Annotated in this window: 19 protein-coding genes and 1 tRNA gene; 13 read left to right on the top strand and 7 right to left on the bottom strand. The window is 38.8% G+C overall.

Going from position 1 to position 21,567, the window contains the following annotated elements:
• Positions 1-8 precede the first annotated feature (8 nt).
• From OQZ33_RS04555 to hscB, 9 genes are all read left to right on the top strand, one after another.
• Positions 9-677, top strand: a complete 669-nt coding sequence (locus OQZ33_RS04555; RefSeq protein ID WP_265797882.1) for a hypothetical protein — start codon at positions 9-11, stop codon at positions 675-677.
• A 15-nt stretch (positions 678-692) separates the two neighbouring features.
• Complete coding sequence (locus tag OQZ33_RS04550; RefSeq protein ID WP_265797881.1) at positions 693-1,262, top strand: DUF4199 domain-containing protein; 570 nt, start codon at positions 693-695, stop codon at positions 1,260-1,262.
• 116 nt (positions 1,263-1,378) lie between these two features.
• Positions 1,379-2,329 (top strand): glycosyltransferase family 2 protein, encoded by a 951-nt coding sequence (locus OQZ33_RS04545; protein WP_265797880.1) that lies wholly within the window; start codon positions 1,379-1,381, stop codon positions 2,327-2,329.
• 70 nt (positions 2,330-2,399) lie between these two features.
• Complete coding sequence (locus OQZ33_RS04540) at positions 2,400-3,368, top strand: glycosyltransferase (protein WP_265797879.1); 969 nt, start codon at positions 2,400-2,402, stop codon at positions 3,366-3,368.
• Complete coding sequence (locus tag OQZ33_RS04535; RefSeq protein ID WP_265797878.1) at positions 3,365-4,153, top strand: hypothetical protein; 789 nt, start codon at positions 3,365-3,367, stop codon at positions 4,151-4,153. The genes OQZ33_RS04540 and OQZ33_RS04535 overlap by 4 nt, the downstream gene beginning before the upstream one ends.
• A 114-nt stretch (positions 4,154-4,267) precedes the next feature.
• Positions 4,268-5,770 (top strand): GH3 auxin-responsive promoter family protein, encoded by a 1,503-nt coding sequence (locus OQZ33_RS04530; protein ID WP_265797877.1) that lies wholly within the window; start codon positions 4,268-4,270, stop codon positions 5,768-5,770.
• 251 nt (positions 5,771-6,021) lie between these two features.
• The gene (locus OQZ33_RS04525) at positions 6,022-7,182 is read left to right on the top strand and encodes a 1-deoxy-D-xylulose-5-phosphate reductoisomerase (protein WP_265797876.1); all 1,161 of its coding nucleotides are present in this window, start codon (positions 6,022-6,024) and stop codon (positions 7,180-7,182) included.
• A 29-nt stretch (positions 7,183-7,211) separates the two neighbouring features.
• Positions 7,212-8,600 carry an RIP metalloprotease RseP gene (gene rseP, locus OQZ33_RS04520; protein WP_265797875.1) on the top strand — a complete coding sequence of 463 codons (1,389 nt, stop codon included), beginning with the start codon at positions 7,212-7,214 and terminating at the stop codon, positions 8,598-8,600.
• Positions 8,601-8,676: 76 nt separating this feature from the next.
• Positions 8,677-9,216 carry a Fe-S protein assembly co-chaperone HscB gene (gene hscB / locus OQZ33_RS04515; protein ID WP_265797874.1) on the top strand — a complete coding sequence of 180 codons (540 nt, stop codon included), beginning with the start codon at positions 8,677-8,679 and terminating at the stop codon, positions 9,214-9,216.
• A 39-nt stretch (positions 9,217-9,255) separates the two neighbouring features.
• Here hscB and OQZ33_RS04510 read toward each other — a convergent pair whose 3' ends face one another.
• Positions 9,256-10,413: an esterase gene (locus OQZ33_RS04510; protein WP_265797873.1), complete on the bottom strand. Its 1,158-nt coding sequence runs from the start codon at positions 10,411-10,413 to the stop codon at positions 9,256-9,258.
• A 414-nt stretch (positions 10,414-10,827) separates the two neighbouring features.
• On the opposite strand from OQZ33_RS04510, the gene OQZ33_RS04505 reads away from it, so the two are divergent.
• Positions 10,828-11,097 carry a DUF3072 domain-containing protein gene (locus OQZ33_RS04505; protein ID WP_265797872.1) on the top strand — a complete coding sequence of 90 codons (270 nt, stop codon included), beginning with the start codon at positions 10,828-10,830 and terminating at the stop codon, positions 11,095-11,097.
• A gap of 136 nt (positions 11,098-11,233) precedes the next feature.
• On the opposite strand, the gene OQZ33_RS04500 is transcribed toward OQZ33_RS04505, so the two are convergent.
• Together OQZ33_RS04500 and OQZ33_RS04495 are read right to left on the bottom strand one after the other, a co-directional pair.
• On the bottom strand, positions 11,234-11,845 hold the full coding sequence (locus OQZ33_RS04500) for a GIN domain-containing protein (protein WP_265797871.1): 612 nt from the start codon (positions 11,843-11,845) through the stop codon (positions 11,234-11,236).
• 501 nt (positions 11,846-12,346) lie between these two features.
• The gene (locus OQZ33_RS04495; protein WP_265797870.1) at positions 12,347-13,504 is read right to left on the bottom strand and encodes a hypothetical protein; all 1,158 of its coding nucleotides are present in this window, start codon (positions 13,502-13,504) and stop codon (positions 12,347-12,349) included.
• A 223-nt stretch (positions 13,505-13,727) separates the two neighbouring features.
• On the opposite strand from OQZ33_RS04495, the gene OQZ33_RS04490 reads away from it, so the two are divergent.
• The 3 genes from OQZ33_RS04490 to OQZ33_RS04480 all read left to right on the top strand — a co-directional run bounded on the left by OQZ33_RS04490 (position 13,728) and on the right by OQZ33_RS04480 (position 15,612).
• The gene (locus OQZ33_RS04490) at positions 13,728-14,033 is read left to right on the top strand and encodes a DUF3817 domain-containing protein (protein ID WP_265797869.1); all 306 of its coding nucleotides are present in this window, start codon (positions 13,728-13,730) and stop codon (positions 14,031-14,033) included.
• A gap of 80 nt (positions 14,034-14,113) precedes the next feature.
• Positions 14,114-14,193: transfer RNA gene (locus tag OQZ33_RS04485), tRNA-Leu, on the top strand.
• Positions 14,194-14,382: 189 nt separating this feature from the next.
• Positions 14,383-15,612: a site-specific integrase gene (locus OQZ33_RS04480; RefSeq protein ID WP_265797868.1), complete on the top strand. Its 1,230-nt coding sequence runs from the start codon at positions 14,383-14,385 to the stop codon at positions 15,610-15,612.
• Here OQZ33_RS04480 and OQZ33_RS04475 read toward each other — a convergent pair whose 3' ends face one another.
• The 4 genes from OQZ33_RS04475 to OQZ33_RS04460 are packed head-to-tail and all read right to left on the bottom strand — an operon-like array spanning position 15,613 to position 21,527.
• Positions 15,613-18,642 carry a hypothetical protein gene (locus OQZ33_RS04475; RefSeq protein WP_265797867.1) on the bottom strand — a complete coding sequence of 1,010 codons (3,030 nt, stop codon included), beginning with the start codon at positions 18,640-18,642 and terminating at the stop codon, positions 15,613-15,615.
• Positions 18,635-19,090: a hypothetical protein gene (locus OQZ33_RS04470; RefSeq protein ID WP_265797866.1), complete on the bottom strand. Its 456-nt coding sequence runs from the start codon at positions 19,088-19,090 to the stop codon at positions 18,635-18,637. Before OQZ33_RS04470 ends, OQZ33_RS04475 begins: the two co-directional genes overlap by 8 nt.
• Before the next feature lie 45 nt (positions 19,091-19,135).
• Positions 19,136-19,645, bottom strand: a complete 510-nt coding sequence (locus OQZ33_RS04465) for a hypothetical protein (protein WP_265797865.1) — start codon at positions 19,643-19,645, stop codon at positions 19,136-19,138.
• 10 nt (positions 19,646-19,655) lie between these two features.
• Entirely contained in the window at positions 19,656-21,527 is a 1,872-nt protein-coding gene (locus OQZ33_RS04460) for a hypothetical protein (protein WP_265797864.1), read from the bottom strand.
• Positions 21,528-21,567 lie beyond the last annotated feature (40 nt).

Below are 21,567 nucleotides of genomic sequence, written 5' to 3'. Positions count from 1 at the left end.
TTTAAAATATGGATAACAGAGTAAAAAAGGCGCTTGTCGCATCGTTAAATAAATATGCTGAAGTTGCGGCTATCAACGTAGAAGGTTTCGAAACAGAACTCATTGCGGCTTTCGAGCTTGATGTGAAGTTCATGGACAAAGTTGTTGCTTTTGACGAAGTCTTCGATTCGCATCCAAAATTTGAAGAATTGCGTGAAGTATTTTTCGACTTGTTGATGGTTAATTTCTTTAGCAGCGATGTTCAAAAATTAGAAGATGATTATTTAGAAAGTGATGAATGGGCTAATATAGAGGAAGAAACTATCGATAGAGGAACGGAACTTTTAAACCTTCTTTTATACATCAAGGAATGTAAAGATGAAGATATCGAGCCAGAATTGGGTGATTTCTTAAAAGAGTTTTTACTGGTTGAAGATGATGAATTTCAAGATGAGTTTGAAATTTACGAAGAAATGATTAGCAATCAGCAGTTAGCCGAGAGCAGTGTTGAAGAGATTTGTAAAACCGCTCCAACGCTTAACATTAGCGAAGAAATGCAAGAATTATTTGTTCCTTTTATGGCTTTTTTCCTTGATGTAGAAGGTAGTGCAACCACAACAAAAGATTTAATTCAATTTAGCAGTAACAAATCGTTCGATTCGGCTACTTATATATTGATTACAACTATTAATAACTAAATTTAAAGAAAAGCTATGGACAAAAGTGCCTTAATTACCAAACTATCACTTAAGTATGGTTTCATACTTGCGGCTGTATCCGTTGCAATATCATTAACGCTACATTTTATTAATCCCGTAATGCTTTTTACCAATTTTGCATTGCCTTTTATCATCTTAATTATTTTTATCGTGCTGTTGGTGTTCGCAGGAATTACCATTCGTAAAGAGATTGGTGGTTTTTGGACATTCGGAGAAGCTTTTAAGTCTTATTTAATTATTGCTTTAATATTAGCATTGGTTTCAGTGCTATATAATGTGTTATTAATGACTGTTATTGATCCCGGGTTGCCAGCAAGAGCTGCCGCTGCAATTACAGATTCGCAAAGAGCGATGATGGAGAAATTTGGGATGGCGTCAGAGCAAATTGACGAAGCTTTAGAAAAAGCAGGTAATATGGAAGAAAAACTTGCTCCAACTTTGAAAAATTCATTCACAAGTTTTGGTGTGTCCTTGGCCATGTATGGCGTTTTATCTTTAATACTTGCCGCAATTTTGAAGAAAAAAGAACCAACAACTTTTAATACTTTCCCGAAAGAAAATTAGTAAATCTTATAAAATTTCGAACGTGCAGGTTTTATCATTTAATTTGATGAAATTTGCACGTTTTACTTTAAACAAACCTCGCAAGTTTTGGAAACTAGCGAGGTTTATGCTTAACAATGGATATATCAGTTGTAGTACCCTTATTTAACGAAGATGAATCGCTGCCCGAATTAACGGCCTGGATTGATAAAGTGATGGTTGAAAATAATTTCAGTTATGAAATTGTTTTAGTTGATGATGGAAGTACTGATCGATCATGGGAAGTTATCGAAAAACTTAGAATTCAAAATCCAGCTATTAAGGGTATCAAATTCAGAAGAAACTATGGTAAATCTGCGGCATTAAACGTTGGCTTCGAGGCTACCCAAGGCGATGTGGTCATTACGATGGATGCTGACTTACAAGATAGTCCAGATGAAATTCCAGAATTATACCGTCGAATTAACGAAGAAAAACTTGATTTGATCTCGGGCTGGAAGAAAAAGCGTTACGATCCCATCACCAAAACAGTTCCGACCAAATTATTCAATGCAGCCACACGCAAAATGAGTGGAATTGAATTGAACGATTTCAACTGTGGGTTAAAAGCATACCGGAGCGATGTGGTTAAAACCATTGAAGTGTATGGAGAAATGCACCGTTATATCCCGGTAATAGCGAAATGGGCAGGTTTTAATAAGATTTCAGAACAAGTTGTAGAGCATCGTGCCCGTAAATACGGAACAACTAAATTTGGCTTTAGCAGATTTATTAATGGTTTCTTAGATTTACTTTCCATTTTCTTTGTTGGTAAATTTGGTAAAAGGCCTATGCACTTTTTTGGTTCATTAGGAGTATTGAGTTTTTTTTTGGGAATTATCATGTCACTTTATGTACTGGTAGAAAAGCAGATTCTCATTTGGAAAGGCTTAGCCTATCGCGATGTAACTCAGCAGCCGTTATTTTATTTGTCGTTGGTGGCAATAGTGGTGGGTTCGCAGATGTTTTTAGCAGGCTTTATTGCCGAACTTTTGTCTCGGAACGCACCAGAAAGAAATCAGTATTTGATAGAAAAGGAATTAAAGTAGGTGGCTTCAATGCTGAAGGTTTATCCACTCAAACCCTCAACCTGTACACTTTCAACCCTCAACCTCAAAAATGTTTTTCTCTATAATCATTCCGCTTTATAATCGTCCGCAAGAAATCGACGAGCTTTTGTACACCTTAACTAAACAAACTTATTTACAGTTTGAAGTTTTGGTGATTGAAGATGGTTCTAAAAATGATGCTAAGAAAATTGTAGATTCTTATGCGGAAAAACTCGATATAAAATATTATTTCAAAGAAAACGCAGGACAAGGTTTCGCCCGGAATTATGCTTTCGAGCGGGCTTCAGGAGATTATTTCATCATATTCGATTCTGATATTCTGGTTCCGCCAGATTATTTGGAAATTGTAAGGAACTATCTTTACGAGCACCACTTAGATGCCTATGGTGGCCCTGATGCTGCACACGAAAGCTTCACACCAGTACAAAAAGCCATTAGCTACGCCATGACATCGCCTTTCACAACCGGTGGCATCCGCGGTAATAAAAAACATGTTGGCCAGTTCCATCCCCGAAGTTTTAATATGGGTGTTTCTCGCCAGGCCTGGGAAAAAGTTGGTGGTTTCATCTTAACCCGGTTAGGGGAAGATATCGAGTATAGCATCAGGATCCATGAAGCTGGCTTTACAATCGGGTTAATTCCAGAGGCAAAAGTATTCCACAAACGCAGAACTAGTTTTAGCCAGTTTTATAAGCAGTTGCACTTTTTCGGGAGGGCGAGGATTAATATTTATAAACACTTCCCAAAAGAGCTCAAGTTGGTTCACTTTTTTCCAGCAGTATTTACCGTTGGCCTTGGCTTTACCATTTTATGTAACTTCCTCTATCCGCCATTAGCCTATGTTTGTAACTTTCTGCTTTTGGTGTACTTTATGTTGATATTTTTTCATTCCTGGGCTGTAAATAAATCGTTAAAAGTTGCATTTTTGAGCATTATATCTTCGTTCATCCAACTAACCGCCTATGGTTTAGGATTTATACAGGATTTATTTAAACGAGTGGTATTTAAACAACAATGATCAATTATCTAAAAGAAAGCACTTTTGCCGTTAACGATGTTATTCAAAAAGCATGGGGCATTACCAGAAAACACTATTTTTCTATCGCTACGCTCTGCTTTTTGATGTTTATCACCGCAAGTGCATCCAGCTTAATGGCATTTTTTATTAAAGATGTGAGCAAAGCGTTGAGTGCTGTAATGGCCATTATCTTTGTCTTTCTTTATTTTACCATCAATTTATCGCTATTCAAATACATTTTCCATTTAATGGATGATGAGGAAAATGATGTCAAAATTGTAGATACACTTCCAACACGGCAGCAAATTATTCGCTTTCTTATCGCTACACTCTATTTTGTTGGGTGTATTTTAGGTGTTTACCTGGTGGTTATCTTAGTTGCGTTTCCGTTTATCTACACTGGTTTAAGTTTAGATGTGATTAAAAACGTTGCCATCTCGGTAGGTATTGTGGCCATATTTATCACCTGGCTTAGGATTTCTTTTTTTCCGTTTTTTATCATCGATAAAAATGTAGCGCCTTTCGAATCTATTAAACTTAGTCTTGCCATTACCAAAGGAAATTTCACTAAAATTCTTTTATTATTACTGGTTTTAGGTGGGGGGTATTTAATTTATCTGGTTTTTAATATGTTACACTGGCCATTTGTAGCCTTCGCCGTAAATATTTTAAGCTCATTTATTATTGTTCCGTTATCGAGTGTGGCATTAACAGTAGCCTACCGTAAAATTGCAGGAGAGTATAAGGGCGATGAACATCCAGATATTTTACACAATATCGTTTAGGTCTCAGCTCTCCAAAATGAGAGCGTTAAAAACATAGTAAATTTTATGCATTTTATTATTAGCGAACTGAATATTAACATTAGAAAGGAGAAGCCCGTTTAAGGGTTTGGAGTTATGGGGTTAAAAGCGGCGTTAAGTAAACCTTTTGCGGCATTTGCAGTATGGCAAATCAATAAGTGGAAAAAGAATGCCGTTGAGGCACAAAATAAAATTCTTCAAAATCTTATTAAAACGGCGGAAAATACAGCTTTCGGGAAAGACCATTGCTTTGCGGAGATCAAAAATTATCAGGATTTTAAAGAAACTATTCCCATTCGCGATTACGAAGCTTTAAAAGGATATGTAGATCGGGTTGTTGCAGGCGAAAGTGATGTGCTTTGGAAAGGAAAGCCGCTTTACTTTGCCAAAACATCAGGAACAACATCTGGCGTAAAATATATTCCGCTTTCCAAAGAATCAATGCCTGAGCATATCAAAGCTGCCCGGAATGCCATACTCACTTATATTCATGAAACCGGTAAAACAGATTTTGTAAACGGAAAAATGATTTTTTTACAGGGGAGCCCTGTGCTGACGCTAAAAAACGGAATCAATGTTGGTCGCTTGTCAGGCATTGTGGCGCACCATGTTCCTGGCTATTTGCAAAAAAATCGATTGCCTTCTTATGAAAATAACATTATTGAAGATTGGGAACAAAAAGTAGATGCCATTGTAGATGAAACCATCAGCGAAGACATGACTTTAATTTCTGGTATTCCACCATGGGTGCAGATGTATTTCGATAAACTATCAGAAAAGAGCGGAGGAAAGAAAATTGCCGACATCTTTAAGAATTTCAGCTTGTTTATTTATGGCGGAGTAAATTTCGAACCTTATCGGGCGAAAATAGAACAAAGCATCGGCAAGAGAATCGATTCGATTGAAACTTATCCCGCATCAGAGGGTTTTATCGCTTATCAGGACTCCCAAAAAGATAAAGGTTTGCTGTTGTTGGCTGATGCTGGAATTTTTTACGAGTTTATTCCAGCGGATGAGTATCACAACGAAAAACCTACTCGTTTATCGCTTGGGGAGATTGAGTTAGAAACCAATTATGCGCTCGTACTTAATACAAACGCCGGTTTATGGGGTTACAGCATTGGCGATACCATTAAATTTGTTTCTAAAAATCCATACAAAATTATAGTTACGGGGCGTATTAAACATTTTATTTCCGCCTTTGGCGAACATGTAATTGGAGAAGAGGTAGAGCATGCTTTGTTAACTGTGGCAAACGAAGAAAAAGTGGAGATTACGGAATTTACAGTGGCGCCTCAGGTTAATCCGAAGGCTGGTGAACTTCCATATCATGAGTGGTTTGTGGAGTTTTCATCGCTTCCAAAAGATATAATCGCCTTTAGCAAAAAAGTTGATCAGGCTTTGCAAAAGAAAAATATTTACTACTTTGACCTCATTAAAGGGAATATCCTTAAGCCGTTAATTATACGTACTTTGCAAAAAGATGCTTTTGTAAATTATATGAAAAGCCAAGGTAAATTGGGCGGGCAGAACAAAGTGCCAAGATTGAGTAATGATAGGAAGTTGGCTGATGAGTTGGAGGAATATATTGTTAAGTAGACCGTCATTGCCAGGAGGCACGACGTGGCAATCTCATTTAACCTTTCCTGATAAAGGGCTTCTAGCGGTGGGGTGATATTTACCGGCTGAAAATTTTTGTATTAGAGTTTGTGCTTAGGCTAGGGTACTGCATTCCCAAAAATTTGTTAGGCCGGATTAAGCTGAACGAAGATACAGTACTCAGGCAAAGCTGGGCGGAAGGTATATTGGATTATACCTGTCCAAAAAAGAATTGAATAAAAGAATAAAATTTGAAAAACATAACCATCTTAGGTTCTACAGGAAGTATAGGTACACAGGCACTTGAAGTTGTTCGGGATCATCCTAAAATATTTAAGGTTTCTGTATTGTCTGCACTTAAAAATGCTGAATTGCTTATTCAGCAGGCAAAGGACTTTAAGCCCGAAACCGTTGTGATTTGTGATGAAAGCCAATATTTGTATGTAAAGGATTCATTATCGTCTTTTAACATCGAAGTTTTAGCAGGTGAGAAAGCACTTTCGGAAGTTGCAGCTTATCCGAAAAGCGATATTGTGCTGACGGCATTGATGGGTTCAGTGGGATTGAAGCCAACTATTGCCGCAATAAAAGCAGGCAAAAATATTGCCCTTGCCAATAAGGAAACCCTTGTTGTTGCTGGAGAGTATATCACAAATTTGGCAAGGGAATACCAGGTTAAAATCCTTCCGGTTGATTCAGAACATTCCGCCATATTTCAGTGTCTGGTAGGCGAGGAGCAGAATGAAATCGAAAAAATCTACCTCACTGCATCCGGAGGTCCGTTCCTGGGTAAAGACCAGCAATTTTTATCCTCAGTAAAAAAAGAGCAAGCCTTAAAACATCCCAATTGGGTAATGGGTGCGAAAATAACCATCGATTCGGCCTCTCTGATGAATAAAGGATTGGAGGTAATTGAAGCAAAGTGGTTGTTCAATCTTGATGTCGATCAAATAGACGTGATTGTGCATCAGCAGTCTATTATTCATTCCATTGTTCAATTTACTGACGGATCAATGAAGGCACAGATGGGCGTTCCGGATATGAAACTGCCTATTCAATATGCTTTAAATTACCCAGATAGGCTAAAAAACGATTTTAAACGTTTTAACTTTCTGGATTATCCAAATTTTAGCTTCCAGCAGGCAGATATGGAAACCTTTAGAAATTTAAAACTGGCATTTCAATCTTTAAGGAAGGGTGGGAACATGCCTTGTATTTTAAATGCAGCCAATGAGGTTGTAGTTGAAGCTTTTTTAAAGGATAAAATTGGTTTCCTGCAAATGAGCGAAGTAATTGAGCAGTGTATGCAAGAGATTAGTTTCATTGAGAAGCCACAATTGAGCGATTATTTAGAAACTGACAAACATAGCCGTATCTTCGCCAGCGAATTAGTAACAAAAAGTAAAGTTTAACATCTAACATAAAAATTTTATAAGCAAATATGAATGGATTGATTATGGCGGGGCAGCTGTTGCTCGGATTGTCTTTATTGGTAATACTACACGAATTAGGGCATTTTCTTGCAGCAAGAGCATTTGGCATTAAAGTAGAAAAGTTTTATTTATTTTTTGATGCATGGGGTTTTAAACTTTTCAGCTTCAAAAAAGGAGATGTTGAATATGGTGTGGGATGGTTGCCATTAGGTGGCTACGTTAAAATTGCGGGGATGATTGATGAAAGTATGGATACCGAGCAAATGGCTCAGCCTGCTCAACCCTGGGAATTTCGCTCGAAACCAGCCTGGCAGCGTTTAATTGTGATGCTTGGGGGTATTATTGTCAATATAGTGGTAGGTGTAATCATTTTTTGGATGCTTACCTTTAAATATGGACAAACCTATACCGTAAATGGAAAGTTAACAGATGGAATCTCTGTAGGTTCGATAGGAAAAGGAATCGGGCTTAAAAACGGAGATAGAATTTTGGCCATTAATGGAAGCAAGCTGATTAAATTTGAAGATGCCATTTCTAGTAAAGTATTGTTTGATGGAGCACAACTGACTATTTTGCGTGGCAATCAAACGCTTTATATTTCTGTTCCGGATACTATTTTAAATAAACTTTCTAAAAACGATAAAGAGAACTTTATTGCCCCACGCTACCGGATGGCAAGAGTGGAAACCGTTTTGGAACCAGATGAAAAAGCCGACAAACAATCGTTTTTCGATAAACTGTTTAAAAGGCCCTCTACAAAACCGGTTTATCCAGCTTATGCTGCCGGAATTAAAAAAGGAGATAGCATTTTAGCTGTTAACGGAAAACCGGTTACCTTCTTTGATCAGTTTAAAGATGAGGTTTTTGCAAATAAGGGTAAGAAGATAAGTATCGCTGCGCTTAGAGGCGGAAAAGAAATCAATTTCGATGTGAATGTTGGCAAAGATGGAACAATTGGAATTGGGCCGAGATTTAAAATGCCAGAAACTGCGCATGTAAGTTTTGGCTTTGCAGAATCGCTACCTATTGGTGCAACAATGGCTTACAGCACCTTTTTAGATAATGCGAAAGGTATTGGGAAGATGATCACCGGTAAATTAAGCGCCCGTAACATCAGCAGTCCGATTGGTATTGCTAAAGTTTATGGTTCAACCTTCGATTGGGTAAAATTCTGGACGCTTACCGGATTAATTTCCATGGCACTGGCCTTTATGAACTTATTGCCCATCCCAGGCTTAGATGGAGGCCACGTAGTGTTTTTACTTATTGAGATGGTACAACGCAAACCAGTAAGCGAAAAGGTTTTGGAGAAAGCACAGATTGTAGGCTTTGTAATCCTCATTTGTTTAATGGTGTTTGCTTTTGGTAATGATATTTTAAAATCTTTCGGGAGGTAAAATCAAATTAATAATATTGCCGCAGATGAAGTTTGATTTTCGAACTGCAGCTACGGCTTTTTAATGATATCCTATTATGAGTGAGCAAACGCAACAGTCTAATTATTTCGAGTTCTATGACTTGCCCGTGCAGTTCAATCCCGATCAGCAGCAGGTAAAAGCTAAATTTTATGCTTTGAGCAAGCAATACCATCCAGATTTTTACGCGAATGAAAGCGTTGAAAAACAAGATGAAGTTTTGACTTTATCCACTCTGAACAATAAAGCTTATCAAACTTTGAGCAATGCTAAAAGAAGATTGAAATATGTGCTGGAACTTAAAGGGATTGTAGAAACTGATGAGGGATATCAATTACCACAAAGTTTTTTGATGGAAATGATGGAGGTGAATGAAGCGCTGATGGATCTGGAATTTGAGCCTGATCCCGATAAATTATCGCAAGTGCGGGGAGAGGTAGATGTAATTGAGCAGCAGCTTGAAAACGAGCTGGATAAACTGGTTAAACAGTTTGATGAAAGTCCTGGTGATGCTCAAAACTTACTGCCTGCTATCAAAGATATCTTTTATCGTCAGAAATATATTTCTAGAATCAGGGAGCGTTTACCGAAAACTTAACTGATTGGTTTTTAGCTCCATTCATGCAGATGTTCTTTACTATTTAAACAGCTGCGGCACAAAAAGTACGAGGTAATCTCTCCAGTTTGCCCAGGTATGCCCACCTTCACTTTCTACATAAGTGTATTTCATCTGATTATTGTCTAGCTTATTGCGGTAATCGGCAACGGTTTTGTAAAGGAAATCTGTTTTACCAATTCCTATCCAATACAGTTTTAACCCGTTGCTAAATTGGTTTTTTAAGGTGGCATCTATATTTTCGTATACCGGAGAATTGGTTTTTCCGAAGGGCATAATAGCGGGAGAAAAAAGCCCGACATAATCGAATGTTTTCGGATAATACCTGGAAATATGCAAGGAATGGAAGCCGCCCATAGAAAGACCAGCAATGGCTCTTTGCGATTTATTGGCATTTACCCGATAATTGCTTTCTATAAATTTAATAATATCGCTAAAGGTTTCTTCCATTTTTCCATCCATCGTATGGGGAAGTTGCATGGTAGGTTTATAAAATCCTTTTACATCTTCACCTGGCGCTGCCTGTTGCGCAACATTTCCATTCGGCATTACCACAATCATTGGTTTGGCGGTTCCTTTGGCAATCAGGTTATCCAAAATCTGAGCCGTACGTCCGAGTGCTGCCCAGGCCTCCTCATCGCCACCCATGCCGTGAAGTAAGTACAAAACAGGATATTTTTGTTTTCCACTTTCGTAGCCAGGCGGAGTGTAAACCGTTAATCTTCTGTTCATATTGTTTCCGGGCGAGTTGTACCAACGTTTAGCCAGGGTGCCGTGGGGAACATCAGTCACTGAATAATGATCTGCTTTTCCATCGCCCACTAAAAACACATTTACTACCGAAGCTACATCTCTGATCTGGTAAACATTGCTCGGATCTCTGGTTTTCACACCATCTAACACGAATGAATAGCTATATAATTCTGATTTTAATGGAGCAGTGGTGTAAGTCCAGGTACCGTCGGCTTGTTTTTGCATTTGCGCATTTCCAGGCTGATTAAGCATGTCGCCTTGCAGCTCTACTTTATTTGCCTGTGGTGCATACAATCGGAAAGTTACACGTTTATCAGTATAAATTTCTGGTGAGACAAGTTCCTTCTGTTTGCCAAAATTTAAGTTTTCCTGGGCAGATAATCTAAAAGAAGCGATGAGTAAAAAGACGAGGATGAAATTTTTCATTGGAGGATTTATATAGCAGCATCAAGGTAATATTATAAGCTCAAATAAGAAAATATTGCATTGAGAACGTTACCGATTTAGTTACTAAAAATTTTTTTCTGTAGCCATAAAAGACTATTTCAGTAATGAAAGCAGAAGCTGTTCTTTGTAAGAAAAAGATCCCATGAAGCTCGCTTACATTTTCACTGTCTTAGTACTTTTAACTTTATTTTCAGCTTGTTCGCAAAGAGCATGTCCGGCATTTCAAAGCAAATTTAGTCCAAGGGGCGGCCGGGGAACGGGGTATTAAGCGGATACTTCGGGCTTCTAATTTTTATTTGTTAGCTGTATATCAGTATTCCGATTCGTTATCGGAATAAACAAAACATTGCCTCTTGTTTTAGTGTTGAAATTGAACATTAAAACAATCATGTCATGAATACTAACGAAGAAAAACAAATTCCTCAGAATGAAAATTCTGCCAATGATCAACACAATGGTTTAACGGGCTCCAATACAGTGAAAAATCCTGATGATTGGACAACAGGAGATGAGCCGATGACGGGTGCACAGCAGTCGTATCTAAAAACCCTTTCTGATGAAGCTGGTGAATCCTTTGATGAAACTTTATCTAAATCAGAAGCATCAAAAAGGATCGATGAATTGCAACACAAAACCGGTAGAGGATTGGAATCTCATCAATAAGATCTGATTGTTATCATGATCATGATGCGGCTATGTCCGATTTTCACCTGATTTACTCAAATTATATTTTAATAAAAATGTCCCATGAAGTATTTACTTCGTGGGACATTTTTTAGTTGTTACTAGGATTATCTGATTACTTAGCTAATGCAAGCGCATTTTGTTCTGCTTCCATCATTGCTTTTGAATGGTAGGTAGCTGATTTTAGAGTAGCAAAATCTTTAGTGCTTACATTTTTCATGTTGCTTGCAATAAAGGTGCTTTCCTCTGCTTTTCCGTTTAGTTTTAATACCGCATCTTCATTAACTACGGTGTACAAGCTGGCTGCGGAAGTTTTAATTTTTGCTGTTGCACTTTGGTGCAAAAACAACTGCAGGTTTTTAACATCGAAATTGTTGCTGGTTACTACGATAGATTGTCCGTAAGCTTCAATTCTTTCCAAATCCTGCATAGTAATATTGATGGTTACCAGGTTATGCTCCATCGAATTGATGAATAAGGTTTTTCCATCACTGTTTACTGAAGTTTTGCTGGCATCAAAATTTTCGGCACCCGAAATGTGCTGAGTTTTTCCTTTTGTTAAAACCAGTTTAACGTTGCCGCTAACCCAAATTCTGTTAAAGCCTGGAGCTACGGCAGCTTTAGTTTCTTTAATTAATGGTTCTGAAGCAGCGCTGCTGATTGCTGAAGAGGTAAATACTACTGCTGTTAATGCTACTGCGAATAATGTTTTTGTTAAATTTTTCATGACTTTATATTTTAAGTTTCTTAATGTTTTCTGATAATAAGACGTGGTCACCCAGGAAACGTTTCAGCGGAAAATTGGCTTTTATACCAGCCGAAGAAAGCATCAGACCAACGCCTGTAATTTGTCGACGAAAAAGTGTTGGTATGGTTCTTTAGTTTTAGAATATGATTGGCGTAATGAGGCTTTCTCCTTTATAGGTAGAATTATTTGTTAAAAAGAGATTTTCGAGCGGATTCTTCTGGCTTATAAGTTTCCACTTTCCAGTCTAACATTTTTATCTATGCCCTAAAATGCCTTTATCCTGCCTTAGCGGTGCAATAGAGATGCGGTGGTTGTGGGCAAACTTGGCTTTTATAGATACTTGTGCAAAAAGCTGTTAGCGGGATAAAAATATGGCCAGGGGAATAGGTAATTAATATTGCCGTTCGGCAGCGATACGTCTTTTAAAAACGAGAATCAGAAGGAAGAACTAGATGATTTGTGGGGGCTAGGGTAGAAGAATTAGCTTTTGTTCTGGTCAGCATATTTCATGCTGTACAATTGATTAGGCATTAAGTAAATTAGGTCCTTTTGCAAATCAATATATGTATTGAAACGTTTCAGGATATCAGAACCCAGGATGTGGATATTTATCCCAGGCATGGGTTTAGCTGATCCTAAAAGCTGTGCGGGTATATTTTCAAGAACAAATTTTCCAAGTTTAAGCTTCTGAAGTTTCGCTGTAATCACAGGAATTTCATTGTTTTGGGTTCCACGCATGATTACCTTTTTAATTACTTCCATCTTTTCCGTTGGAAATTTATCTGTTTTAAGCAAGTCGTTATCTAACATCGCTGTTCGCTGATAACCCGTATCAAAGAGAAACCAGTTTTTATAAGCCTGCTTATTAGTAAAGATGAATCCTTCTATAAAAGGTTTGTTGTTGATGTATTTGATCTTAAATCTGGAGGTTTTGCGATTATTGATGATGTTATCCGGCATTTTAGAATGAATAGCCATCAGCTTTTTATCATAATTGAGTTCCAACACCATCCCGTCGAAAATGTCCCAGCCCAATAAACCATCAGCCTCATGACCCACCACCTGAGTATCATAAACTTTACTTTGATAAGTCCGCTTTCCCAGTTTTATGTCCAATAGGCGAGAATATAATTCAGGATTGGATTTTACTTTTTTTGTAAGTGCATCGGTAGTTAACGACATCTCCGTTGCTCCAGTATCGAAATTCATTTGAAGCGAATCCTGGTGGTTGAAGAAAACAGCAATCAGATTGGTATTGTATTGATTAAGGCGGAATGGGATAGAGTCATGCAATTCTGGCTTCAGATTGCTAAAATTTTTGATTTCCGGAGATTTAATCCTTGTCAAGCAGGAGTCTTTACCGTTCAGCAATACGATGAAATCTTTTTGCTCGCCAGGCTTAACCCACAAGGTAATGGAATCTATATCGGTTTGGCAAGTAACTTTTTTTCGATTGGTATTCTTGTTAGTGGTATAGATATCGGGAGAGGTTTTAGGATCTATTCCCCATGATGAAACTGAATTACCTTCTTCATAAATTTTGGCGGACTTGCTTCCAGCTTTAATTACCGGAATTTTAGTTTGCGCTTGTAAACACAAAGACAAAGCACATAATAGTGTAGTGATGAGGGCTTTCATTTAAAATAGTTCAGCCCTAAAGATGAAAATAATTATTGAAATGTTTTTATTTATGCTGATTGATTTCACCTGCAACCATGTTCGTATGCAAGAAGAATGTGATTTTCATCTTGTTAGCAGTCCTGAAAAGTTCGTGTTCTATTGCAACATCAAAGTGTAAAATCATTTTTTACTTTTTGTTTGTGCCTTCCTTTGGGTTACTTTCGACTCAAAATCAGATTTTATGAGTTCACTATCCATTTTCCGAAAGGTAGCAGTAGCAGAGGGAATTTCCTATTTGCTTTTGCTTTTCGTCGCGATGCCACTAAAGTATTTTGCCGATTTGCCACTATTTGTTAAATATACGGGCTGGGCTCATGGTTTATTGTTTGTACTGTATGCTGCTACACTGGTTCTTGCCTGGCAAGAACAAAAATGGAAATTTGGTAAAGCGCTCCTTATTTTTGTGGCTTCATTGTTGCCTTTTGCACCGTTTATTGTAGACAGGAAGCTAAAAGATGAGAGGCCGGAGAATGCAAGTACCCGATAATAAATGCATTACAAATTATTTTAAATTATTTTTTGCATTTTAACTTTCGTTCTCTACATTTGCAACCCCGTCCAACACATGCCCAGCTGGCGGAATTGGTAGACGCGCTGGTCTCAAACACCTGTGGGAAACCGTGCCGGTTCGACTCCGGCGCTGGGTACGACCTCTTAGTTGAAGATAAGAGGAATACTTTTCAAAGTGCCTTAGTTTCATACTAAGGCACTTTTCTTAAAAATACAACAGTCAAAAATCTGGAGTTTTGTTTCAACATCGTTCAAACAATCAAAAACGCTTTAGATAACCTTGTATTTAGCAGCAATCTGTAAGCTTTTTGAATAAAAAAAAACTCATGGTAAGCTATTCAGTAAAACTTAAAGGAAATTTATCACGCATTAAAAAGAATGGTGAAGCTGCTCTGTATTTACAGGTAATCATCAATAGAGAGGTGCGGTACATCGGGCTTGATCTCACTTGGCCTGCCGATTTCATCGATAACAAAACTGGTCAAATAAAATCCCGTTCAAAAAAGGATAAGGATCATAGCGATTATATGTTGATAATCACCAATGAGCTGACAAAAATCAACGAAATCTTTAAAGTTTATAGGATTCAAGATACCGTACTCACAATGGAAAGCTTTAATTATGAATTATCCCATACAGATCGAAGAAAAGACTTTATTGTTTACATGGAATTGAAGTTACAAGAACGTAGAAAGTACAAAGTAATAGAAGATAAAACCTATGTAGCGGGAATGGGAACGGTTAAAAGATTAAGGCAATTCCGAAACTCGCTTCCATTCCATGGTTTGACAAAGGAGTTTTTTCAAGGTTTTGCCGCCTTTCTAAAGAAAAAAGGGAATGCACCAGGAACCGTGTGGACTAGATTGAAGGATGTTAAATCTTACATCCATCATGCGGAAGAAGATAATTTTCAGGTGCCAAATGACTACCGAAAGTTTAAGAGCGCCACATTTGGTTCATCTTTAGTTTATTTGGAAGAAGATGAGTTGACAGCTATGGTTGATGTGTACAATAGCAACAGGCTGGTTCCCGAATTACACAAGGTTTTAAGGGCTTTTCTATTTTCGTGTTTCACTTCAATAAGAATTTCGGATGTACAAAGAGCTAATTGGGAGTGGATGAGCATAGATCGGGTGATGAGATTTATTCCATGGAAAGGAAGGCGATTTCGGAAAGTTGTTGAAATCCCTGTTTCTCAAATTGCGCTAAGTTTGATTGAACATAAAAACGGCAATTTTTTTTCTTTGCCCACTGATCAGGAAATTAACAGAACTTTGAAAGATATCGTAGTTGAAGTAAATAAAGCCATGCAAAGCCAACAACGTTCAACGAGAATTACAAAAAATTTAACTTTTCACGTGAGTAGACATACTTTTGGGACACATTATTACCGACAAACGAAAGACGTTGTTACCCTTCAAAAAATAATGGGGCATAGCAAAATAGGCACAACAATGATTTATGTTCACGTGAGTGATACGGATAAAAGAGAAGGTATCGAAACCATGAACAGTTTCTTCGTTGCAAAGCCTGCTTATTTACGCGTTGTTTCCTGATTATGCCTTCTGACTATTAACAGCGTAATTCATCTTCTTCTCATAATTGGCTTTTGTATTGTAATCCAAAACAACCGGCTTTTGAGATTCTGAATAAATGGCGTTTAGCGTTTCGGCCAGCATTCCTTTCAATTCATCCATATCATTGCCTTTTGCAGATGAAGTTGAAGCGTTAGTGCCAGCTTTCGATGTAGATGTGCTGTTGGTGTTATTCCGATAACTCATTTCAGCATTGCGGGCGCCAGTAGTGTTTAGCGTGTAGCTCGTTTTTTGATACATGCGATCGGCCAATATCCGCGAAGTTTCTGCGGCATTGTAAACATCGGCACCAGGTGCAAGATTTGCATACGTTGGTCCATCAGTTAACCACCATTTATCTTCCTCGTTGATAATTTCACGGCCAGCTTCCCCAACCAAAGCGGTACCGCCTTGAAAGTTTCGAACCCCTTTCGCAAATTGTGGTGGCTCCTGGGAAGCGATGGAAGCAATACTTCCAATGGTGGCTGCTGCCGATAGTCCGAGCATGATGTATGTTGACACACCAAAATCAGCTTTAGGTGTGGTGGCCCAAATGTTTGTTGCTGCCAATGCCCCATTAATTAATGCCTGTGTTATCGCTGCTTTTCTATTTGCTTCCCATGCCCGCAACTTCTCTTGCTTCTCCATTTCCGCATAACGGGCATTGATCTCCGCCTTTGAAGCTTCGTTTCCTTCTGCCGCATCGAGTTCTGCCTGCCGTTGCTTTTCAAGGGTACTTAATTTAGCATCTGTTTCTGCCTGTCGTTTATTTGCTCCGATTTGAAAAGTAGTATCAGCCACAACATAAGCCGCATCAATAGCAGCTTTGGAATAAGCTTGTAATTCTTCTTCTTTGGTTAACTTCTTTTTTCCTTTTTTTCCCTTTTTGGAATCTTCTCCTGCTTCAATGGCGGAAACTCTGCCATAATATTCACGGGCAAGCGCTTCCATATCGCCGCCGAACATTTCATACAAACGAAGTTTTTCATCGTATTCGGTATTGAGTTTATCAATTTCTTTTTGATGATCTGAAGTGGTCGCATCATAATAGGCATTTGCATCCTTTAAATATTGTTCGGTTATTTTCTTACCCTTTTCTTCAGCAATATCAACAGCTCGTTGTGTTTGCACCTGGTAAAGTGCAGAGAGTTCAATTTCTTTCTGCCACTCGATATCTTTTAAAGCTTGGGCATTCCCTTTGGCTTTTTCTTCCAGCTTTTCATATTTCCGATCAATAGCTTCAATTTCTTTGGCATCGAGATCCAACGATTCCAAGTATAAATCTTCTGCATTTTTGATCAATTCAGCTTTCAAATGCTCCGCATCTGCTTGCTGTTTTTTATAGGCTTTTTCTGCAGATTTTTCACTAGCAGATTTTTTACCCTTTGCACCGCTCAATTCGTCCTCCAGTTTCTTAATATCAGCGGTGTATTTCGCATAAGCTTTTGAATGGATATCTTCTTGGGCTCGTAACTCTTTTAAATCCTCGATTTTCTTTTTAATCACAGCTTCGGTTCTGGCTGATGATTTCACCTCTGCATCTGTTTTTTTATTGTTTTCAACCATATAATCTCCATTCAAACCTTTAATTGCGTTTTGGTTTTGCGAAATCATATCGTTAACATCTTTCAAACTCTGCTGTATTTGTAGCTTTTCCTTATCAGTCATTGGTTTAACAACGATATCAGAACCCACTGCTTTTATACTTTTACCAGAATTTAAACTGTTCATTAATCCATCCCGTTTCATGGTGAAACTTTTTAGTTCCAATTCCAATTGCTCAATGGTTTCTTTATTTTGAGTTTTGAGCACCGCCCTTTGTATATTCAAAAACTCCCGGGCTTTCCCTGCATTGATATCTAAAGCGTTTCCATATTTATCCCATTGCGTAACCGCACCAGGAATGGATAGCGCTAATTGATTAATTACGTTTTTAAGTTCTGATTGCTCATCCTTGTTTAATTTCCCTTTGGATTTCAAATCATCATATCGAGAAAGTAAAGGATTCACGCTTTGTTCGAGATTCCGCACTTCGGTAGCCTGGTTCTGAAATTCTTTAGTTAACCGTTGCCCAACTGTTTCAGTTGCCAAAATTGATTCGTTTATGAATCCAAGAACCTGCCCATAAACCGAATAAACACCATGGATCAACCCTTCTGAACTTTGGCCCATCTTCATGAAAATCTGATCCCAGGTATCATCGATGTTCGATTCTAAACCGACTATAGATTTACTCACAGTTTCCATGATACCTGAAACGCCATTCATTGCACCGAAACCGAGAACAGCTTCTTTTATCGCTTCTTCGGTATACTTCACTTCTTTGGTGATGCCCTTGAAACTTAGGGAAACCATATCGCCGTTTTTACTTGCACGAATTCCGAATTCCTTTAATCGTTCAAATTCGCCTGTTTGAGCATCGAGTAACCCTTCCACAAGTTGGTCAAGGCTTTTACCCTGCGATGCTGCTAAATCGCCAAGCTTAACCATTTCATCACGTGTGGGCACGATGCCACGGTTTACCAGTTTGATGTAACTGTCGGTAGCTTCCTGCATTCCAAATGGAGTTTGTGCGGCATAATCCATTAACATTTTTAGCGATTCCCCAGCGATCTTTGCATCACCTCCAAAAGCATTGGTCAATACAGCTCTGTTTTTTTCGGCTTCGGCATAGGCATCTTTTATTTTACCAAGAACTGCAGGTATAGCTTCTAAAGCACTGGTAGCTAAATTGCCAGCAGTAATCCCTGCAAATACGCCAGAAAATATTTCTTTAAACTTTGAGCCTTCTGTAGCAATCCCCTGCATTTCTGCCCGTTGCTCTCGCAACGCTACATTTACCATTTGAACTTCTCGCAAGCGCTCTCGGTACCCTGGATCATTCGGTCGCATGTTGCGCATTTCGGAATTTAACCGCCGTTGGGCATCGGTTAATTCGCGTTGCGTAGTCATGGCCTGTTGACCATTGATAACGAGATTGATTACGGATTGGGTATCTGTACGATTAGCCATTGATGTTTACGGTTATGTTATTGGTAGTGTTAAAATCTGAGATGATCGCTTCGGAAGCCCGGGTACCGAGAATTTCTGATAAACGATAAGTTTGAGCAGCATTGATTTTATTAATCCAGCGTTTTTGAGTACGTGCCACAACCCGTGATTGCACACCATAACGGCGCTGTGAATTTCTTGCAAGTGTATTTGAAGTGCGCTCGTAAGCTTTCAAACCTCTGCCAACGTTCATATCTCGGAAACGGCCGTATAGAAGAAATTTAAGATTCGATTCAATAATCTCACCGCCACGAGAGGCAACATCTTTCTCAAATGAATTGATTAATGTATCAGTTACACCAATCCCTTGCTTTCGAAGTTGCTTCTGCCACTTTTCAATCGTGAATTTTTGCCATCCATCAACAAAGCCGCGGATTCGCATCTGCTCAAAAAGATTACTTTGCGCCATACTATAAAAATCGGCAACAAAAAAAGGGTAGGAAAGGACGGTAGATTATAAGTCGGTAGATTCTAAATAGTAAGCATCCAACAATTCGAGAAATGCAAAGCCTAAATATTTAGCGAGTTCATCGGTTGCGAGTAATAAGCCAACGGGCACGCTTGTACTGGTGGTAATATAGGTTGTTGCTGTATAAATTAAAGAACCGTTTTGCATCATGGGTACCAGGCTATATTTCAACTGATCAGGGTTGTTTAAATCTGCAATCCAAGCTTCGTTCAAAGCTTTTACTATGATCGAAAGTTTAATGTAAGGCAAAGTATTGGCAGGCACACCCGTCGGCAAGGTGATGGAAGAAATCGTTACCGGATCTATGCTTAATATTTCGCAAGCGGCCTCGAAGCTGGTTACACGTTCGGTAATGTTGAGCGGGAGAAATTCCGTTCCGAATAATTGCAACAGAAAAAGTCGTTGCTGTGCTGTGCTGGTTTGAAAAAGCGTAATAAGTTCCCCCTCCCTTTCGGTAGGCACTAATATTGGGGTTTCGATAGGACTGTCTGTCATAAGTTATAATTTAGAAAACGATAAATATTGCTCTGCCATCACTAATGCCAGCGCCCCGGCTACCAACAATGCCGGTTGTATAATAATATCCATCTTTTAAGGTGAAAAATACTTTTTTGCCTCCTATGATGGCATGTTTTGGAACACTTGTTTTCACCCGAAACTCCACTAAACTATCTCTCACGGTAGCAACCGGTGGGAAATAAACGGCTGATCCGCCAACGCCATACTGATCTGCCGATTTTAAGACGGTGGCTTTGTCGGTTCTCGGAATTCCGCCGGTTGATCCATCCTGACTTTGGGCATAGTATATTTCCAGATCAATACTCGCGGCTCCCGTGGCATTATAATCGGCGATCACTCTTATTCCAGATTCCAGTACAGGATCAATAGGGCTGATCAGTACAGGTGTTTTGTAATTGGCAACTACGGTATGGCAATCAATAGTTGCCTCAATATACTCTACATCTCTGTTTTCCATATTGTAGGTGATCTTTTCGATGATGCACTGCACATAGGCGTTTTCCCTACTGGTTACATTGATTTTTGTTGAACCATCGATTTCCATCAATAAATAGAGCGGTAGCATGGCCACAATTTTTAGATATTTACTATCATTTCTAAAACGGTACCATTCGGCGTCGGCCAAGGTAAGTTCCATCGGTTCGGCCTGCGGGAAAACCTTTCCTCCAGCTACCGACTTCATTCCACCATATTTAATAAAACGCCAGGGCCATTCGGGAACGCCATCACTTAAGTAGGTGTAGGTTACCTGTTTGGTTGCTGGCATCGAATAATCTGCAATCACTTTATTTTTCAAGGTGGATGCTTTCATCTCAATATTAATTTCGCCACCACCGATCACCATTCGTTGAGTGGGCACATATTCATCATCGGAAGTGTTTACGGTGTCTTTAAACAAAAGATCTTGTTTGTCAGCTTCCAACGTAATGGTGTAGCCGTTTTTTTCTGGTATGCTTATCTCGTTGATATCGGTAATGAAATCAGAAATATCGATGCTTTTAGTTGAGGCTAATAAAGAACTGCCCGACTGTACCCGAACCACACCGCCAAATAGGTTGAAACTGAACGAAATATTAAAACGTTCCTTAATGATTTTCATAAAGTCTGCAATAGTTGTTTTTGCAGGAAGGAAAACGGTCGAATCGTAAATGCTTAGCGTAAATGGCGTGTAACGGCTATAAACATAGATCTTGTCACTTTCCGGATCGTTCATCCAGCTGCCTTCGCAAACAAAGCCAAGATATTGCATCGCTTTTTCGATGTAGTGTTTCAGTTTCCAGAATGGGCCAGATGCTGTGGTGTCTCCACGGCGCATGGATGCTATTAAACTAAAACTTTGCGAAGCGTGATCCCATGGATTTACCAAAAAGTGGGTAGTTCCTTTTGAAACATCCCAGCTTTCGTTGTAAACAGGGAAAAAGCTAAATGGATATTGTGCAGGATTCTGGCAAACGGTTTTCATGTAAGCGGCCGTGTAATAATCGGGCAGTGCATCGCCTGTGAAAATATCATGCATCCTGGCACTTTTAACCTTCGTGGCAACTGCGCCAAAATTTACTTTTAAAGTGGCGGTGAAATCACCACCATTAAAGGTGTAGGCGATATTTCCTGCAAAAAAAGGTGTGCCATTGGCAATGGTTTGCACTTCTAATTCATAAACACTGTTTTCCGCCTCAATTAAATGACCGCTACTGAAAAATTCTTTATTGTTTTCGGTAGCCGGTAAAGCGAATTCATAGGTGATATCCTCGAAAAATTTATCATCATCATTAAAGAGCGGATTGTTGCGCTCAATGGTGATAGATGTTTCGGGATATAGATCCGCAACTAAGCCAGAAAGATTGAGGATTTGAATCATTTACAAATAGTTTGGATTCTCGAAATGAAGAGTGCTGAGT

Origin of the sequence: Pedobacter sp. MC2016-05 (assembly GCF_026239735.1) — a bacterium.
Classification (GTDB): domain Bacteria; phylum Bacteroidota; class Bacteroidia; order Sphingobacteriales; family Sphingobacteriaceae; genus Pedobacter.
This window is presented reverse-complemented; position numbering and strand designations above follow the sequence as displayed.

Bases quoted from the DNA above. Each gene is read 5' to 3' on its own strand.
- OQZ33_RS04550 (WP_265797881.1), top strand. From the start codon at position 693: ATGGACAAAAGTGCCTTAATTACCAAACTATCACTTAAGTATGGTTTC.
- OQZ33_RS04505 (WP_265797872.1), top strand. From the start codon at position 10,828: ATGAATACTAACGAAGAAAAACAAATTCCTCAGAATGAAAATTCTGCC.
- OQZ33_RS04495 (WP_265797870.1), bottom strand. From the start codon at position 13,504: ATGAAAGCCCTCATCACTACACTATTATGTGCTTTGTCTTTGTGTTTA.
- OQZ33_RS04460 (WP_265797864.1), bottom strand. From the start codon at position 21,527: ATGATTCAAATCCTCAATCTTTCTGGCTTAGTTGCGGATCTATATCCC.
- OQZ33_RS04465 (WP_265797865.1), bottom strand. From the start codon at position 19,645: ATGACAGACAGTCCTATCGAAACCCCAATATTAGTGCCTACCGAAAGG.
- OQZ33_RS04555 (WP_265797882.1), top strand. From the start codon at position 9: ATGGATAACAGAGTAAAAAAGGCGCTTGTCGCATCGTTAAATAAATAT.
- OQZ33_RS04530 (WP_265797877.1), top strand. From the start codon at position 4,268: ATGGGGTTAAAAGCGGCGTTAAGTAAACCTTTTGCGGCATTTGCAGTA.
- OQZ33_RS04470 (WP_265797866.1), bottom strand. From the start codon at position 19,090: ATGGCGCAAAGTAATCTTTTTGAGCAGATGCGAATCCGCGGCTTTGTT.
- OQZ33_RS04490 (WP_265797869.1), top strand. From the start codon at position 13,728: ATGAGTTCACTATCCATTTTCCGAAAGGTAGCAGTAGCAGAGGGAATT.
- OQZ33_RS04500 (WP_265797871.1), bottom strand. From the start codon at position 11,845: ATGAAAAATTTAACAAAAACATTATTCGCAGTAGCATTAACAGCAGTA.
- OQZ33_RS04480 (WP_265797868.1), top strand. From the start codon at position 14,383: ATGGTAAGCTATTCAGTAAAACTTAAAGGAAATTTATCACGCATTAAA.
- OQZ33_RS04475 (WP_265797867.1), bottom strand. From the start codon at position 18,642: ATGGCTAATCGTACAGATACCCAATCCGTAATCAATCTCGTTATCAAT.
- OQZ33_RS04510 (WP_265797873.1), bottom strand. From the start codon at position 10,413: ATGAAAAATTTCATCCTCGTCTTTTTACTCATCGCTTCTTTTAGATTA.
- OQZ33_RS04545 (WP_265797880.1), top strand. From the start codon at position 1,379: ATGGATATATCAGTTGTAGTACCCTTATTTAACGAAGATGAATCGCTG.
- hscB (WP_265797874.1), top strand. From the start codon at position 8,677: ATGAGTGAGCAAACGCAACAGTCTAATTATTTCGAGTTCTATGACTTG.
- rseP (WP_265797875.1), top strand. From the start codon at position 7,212: ATGAATGGATTGATTATGGCGGGGCAGCTGTTGCTCGGATTGTCTTTA.
- OQZ33_RS04535 (WP_265797878.1), top strand. From the start codon at position 3,365: ATGATCAATTATCTAAAAGAAAGCACTTTTGCCGTTAACGATGTTATT.
- OQZ33_RS04540 (WP_265797879.1), top strand. From the start codon at position 2,400: ATGTTTTTCTCTATAATCATTCCGCTTTATAATCGTCCGCAAGAAATC.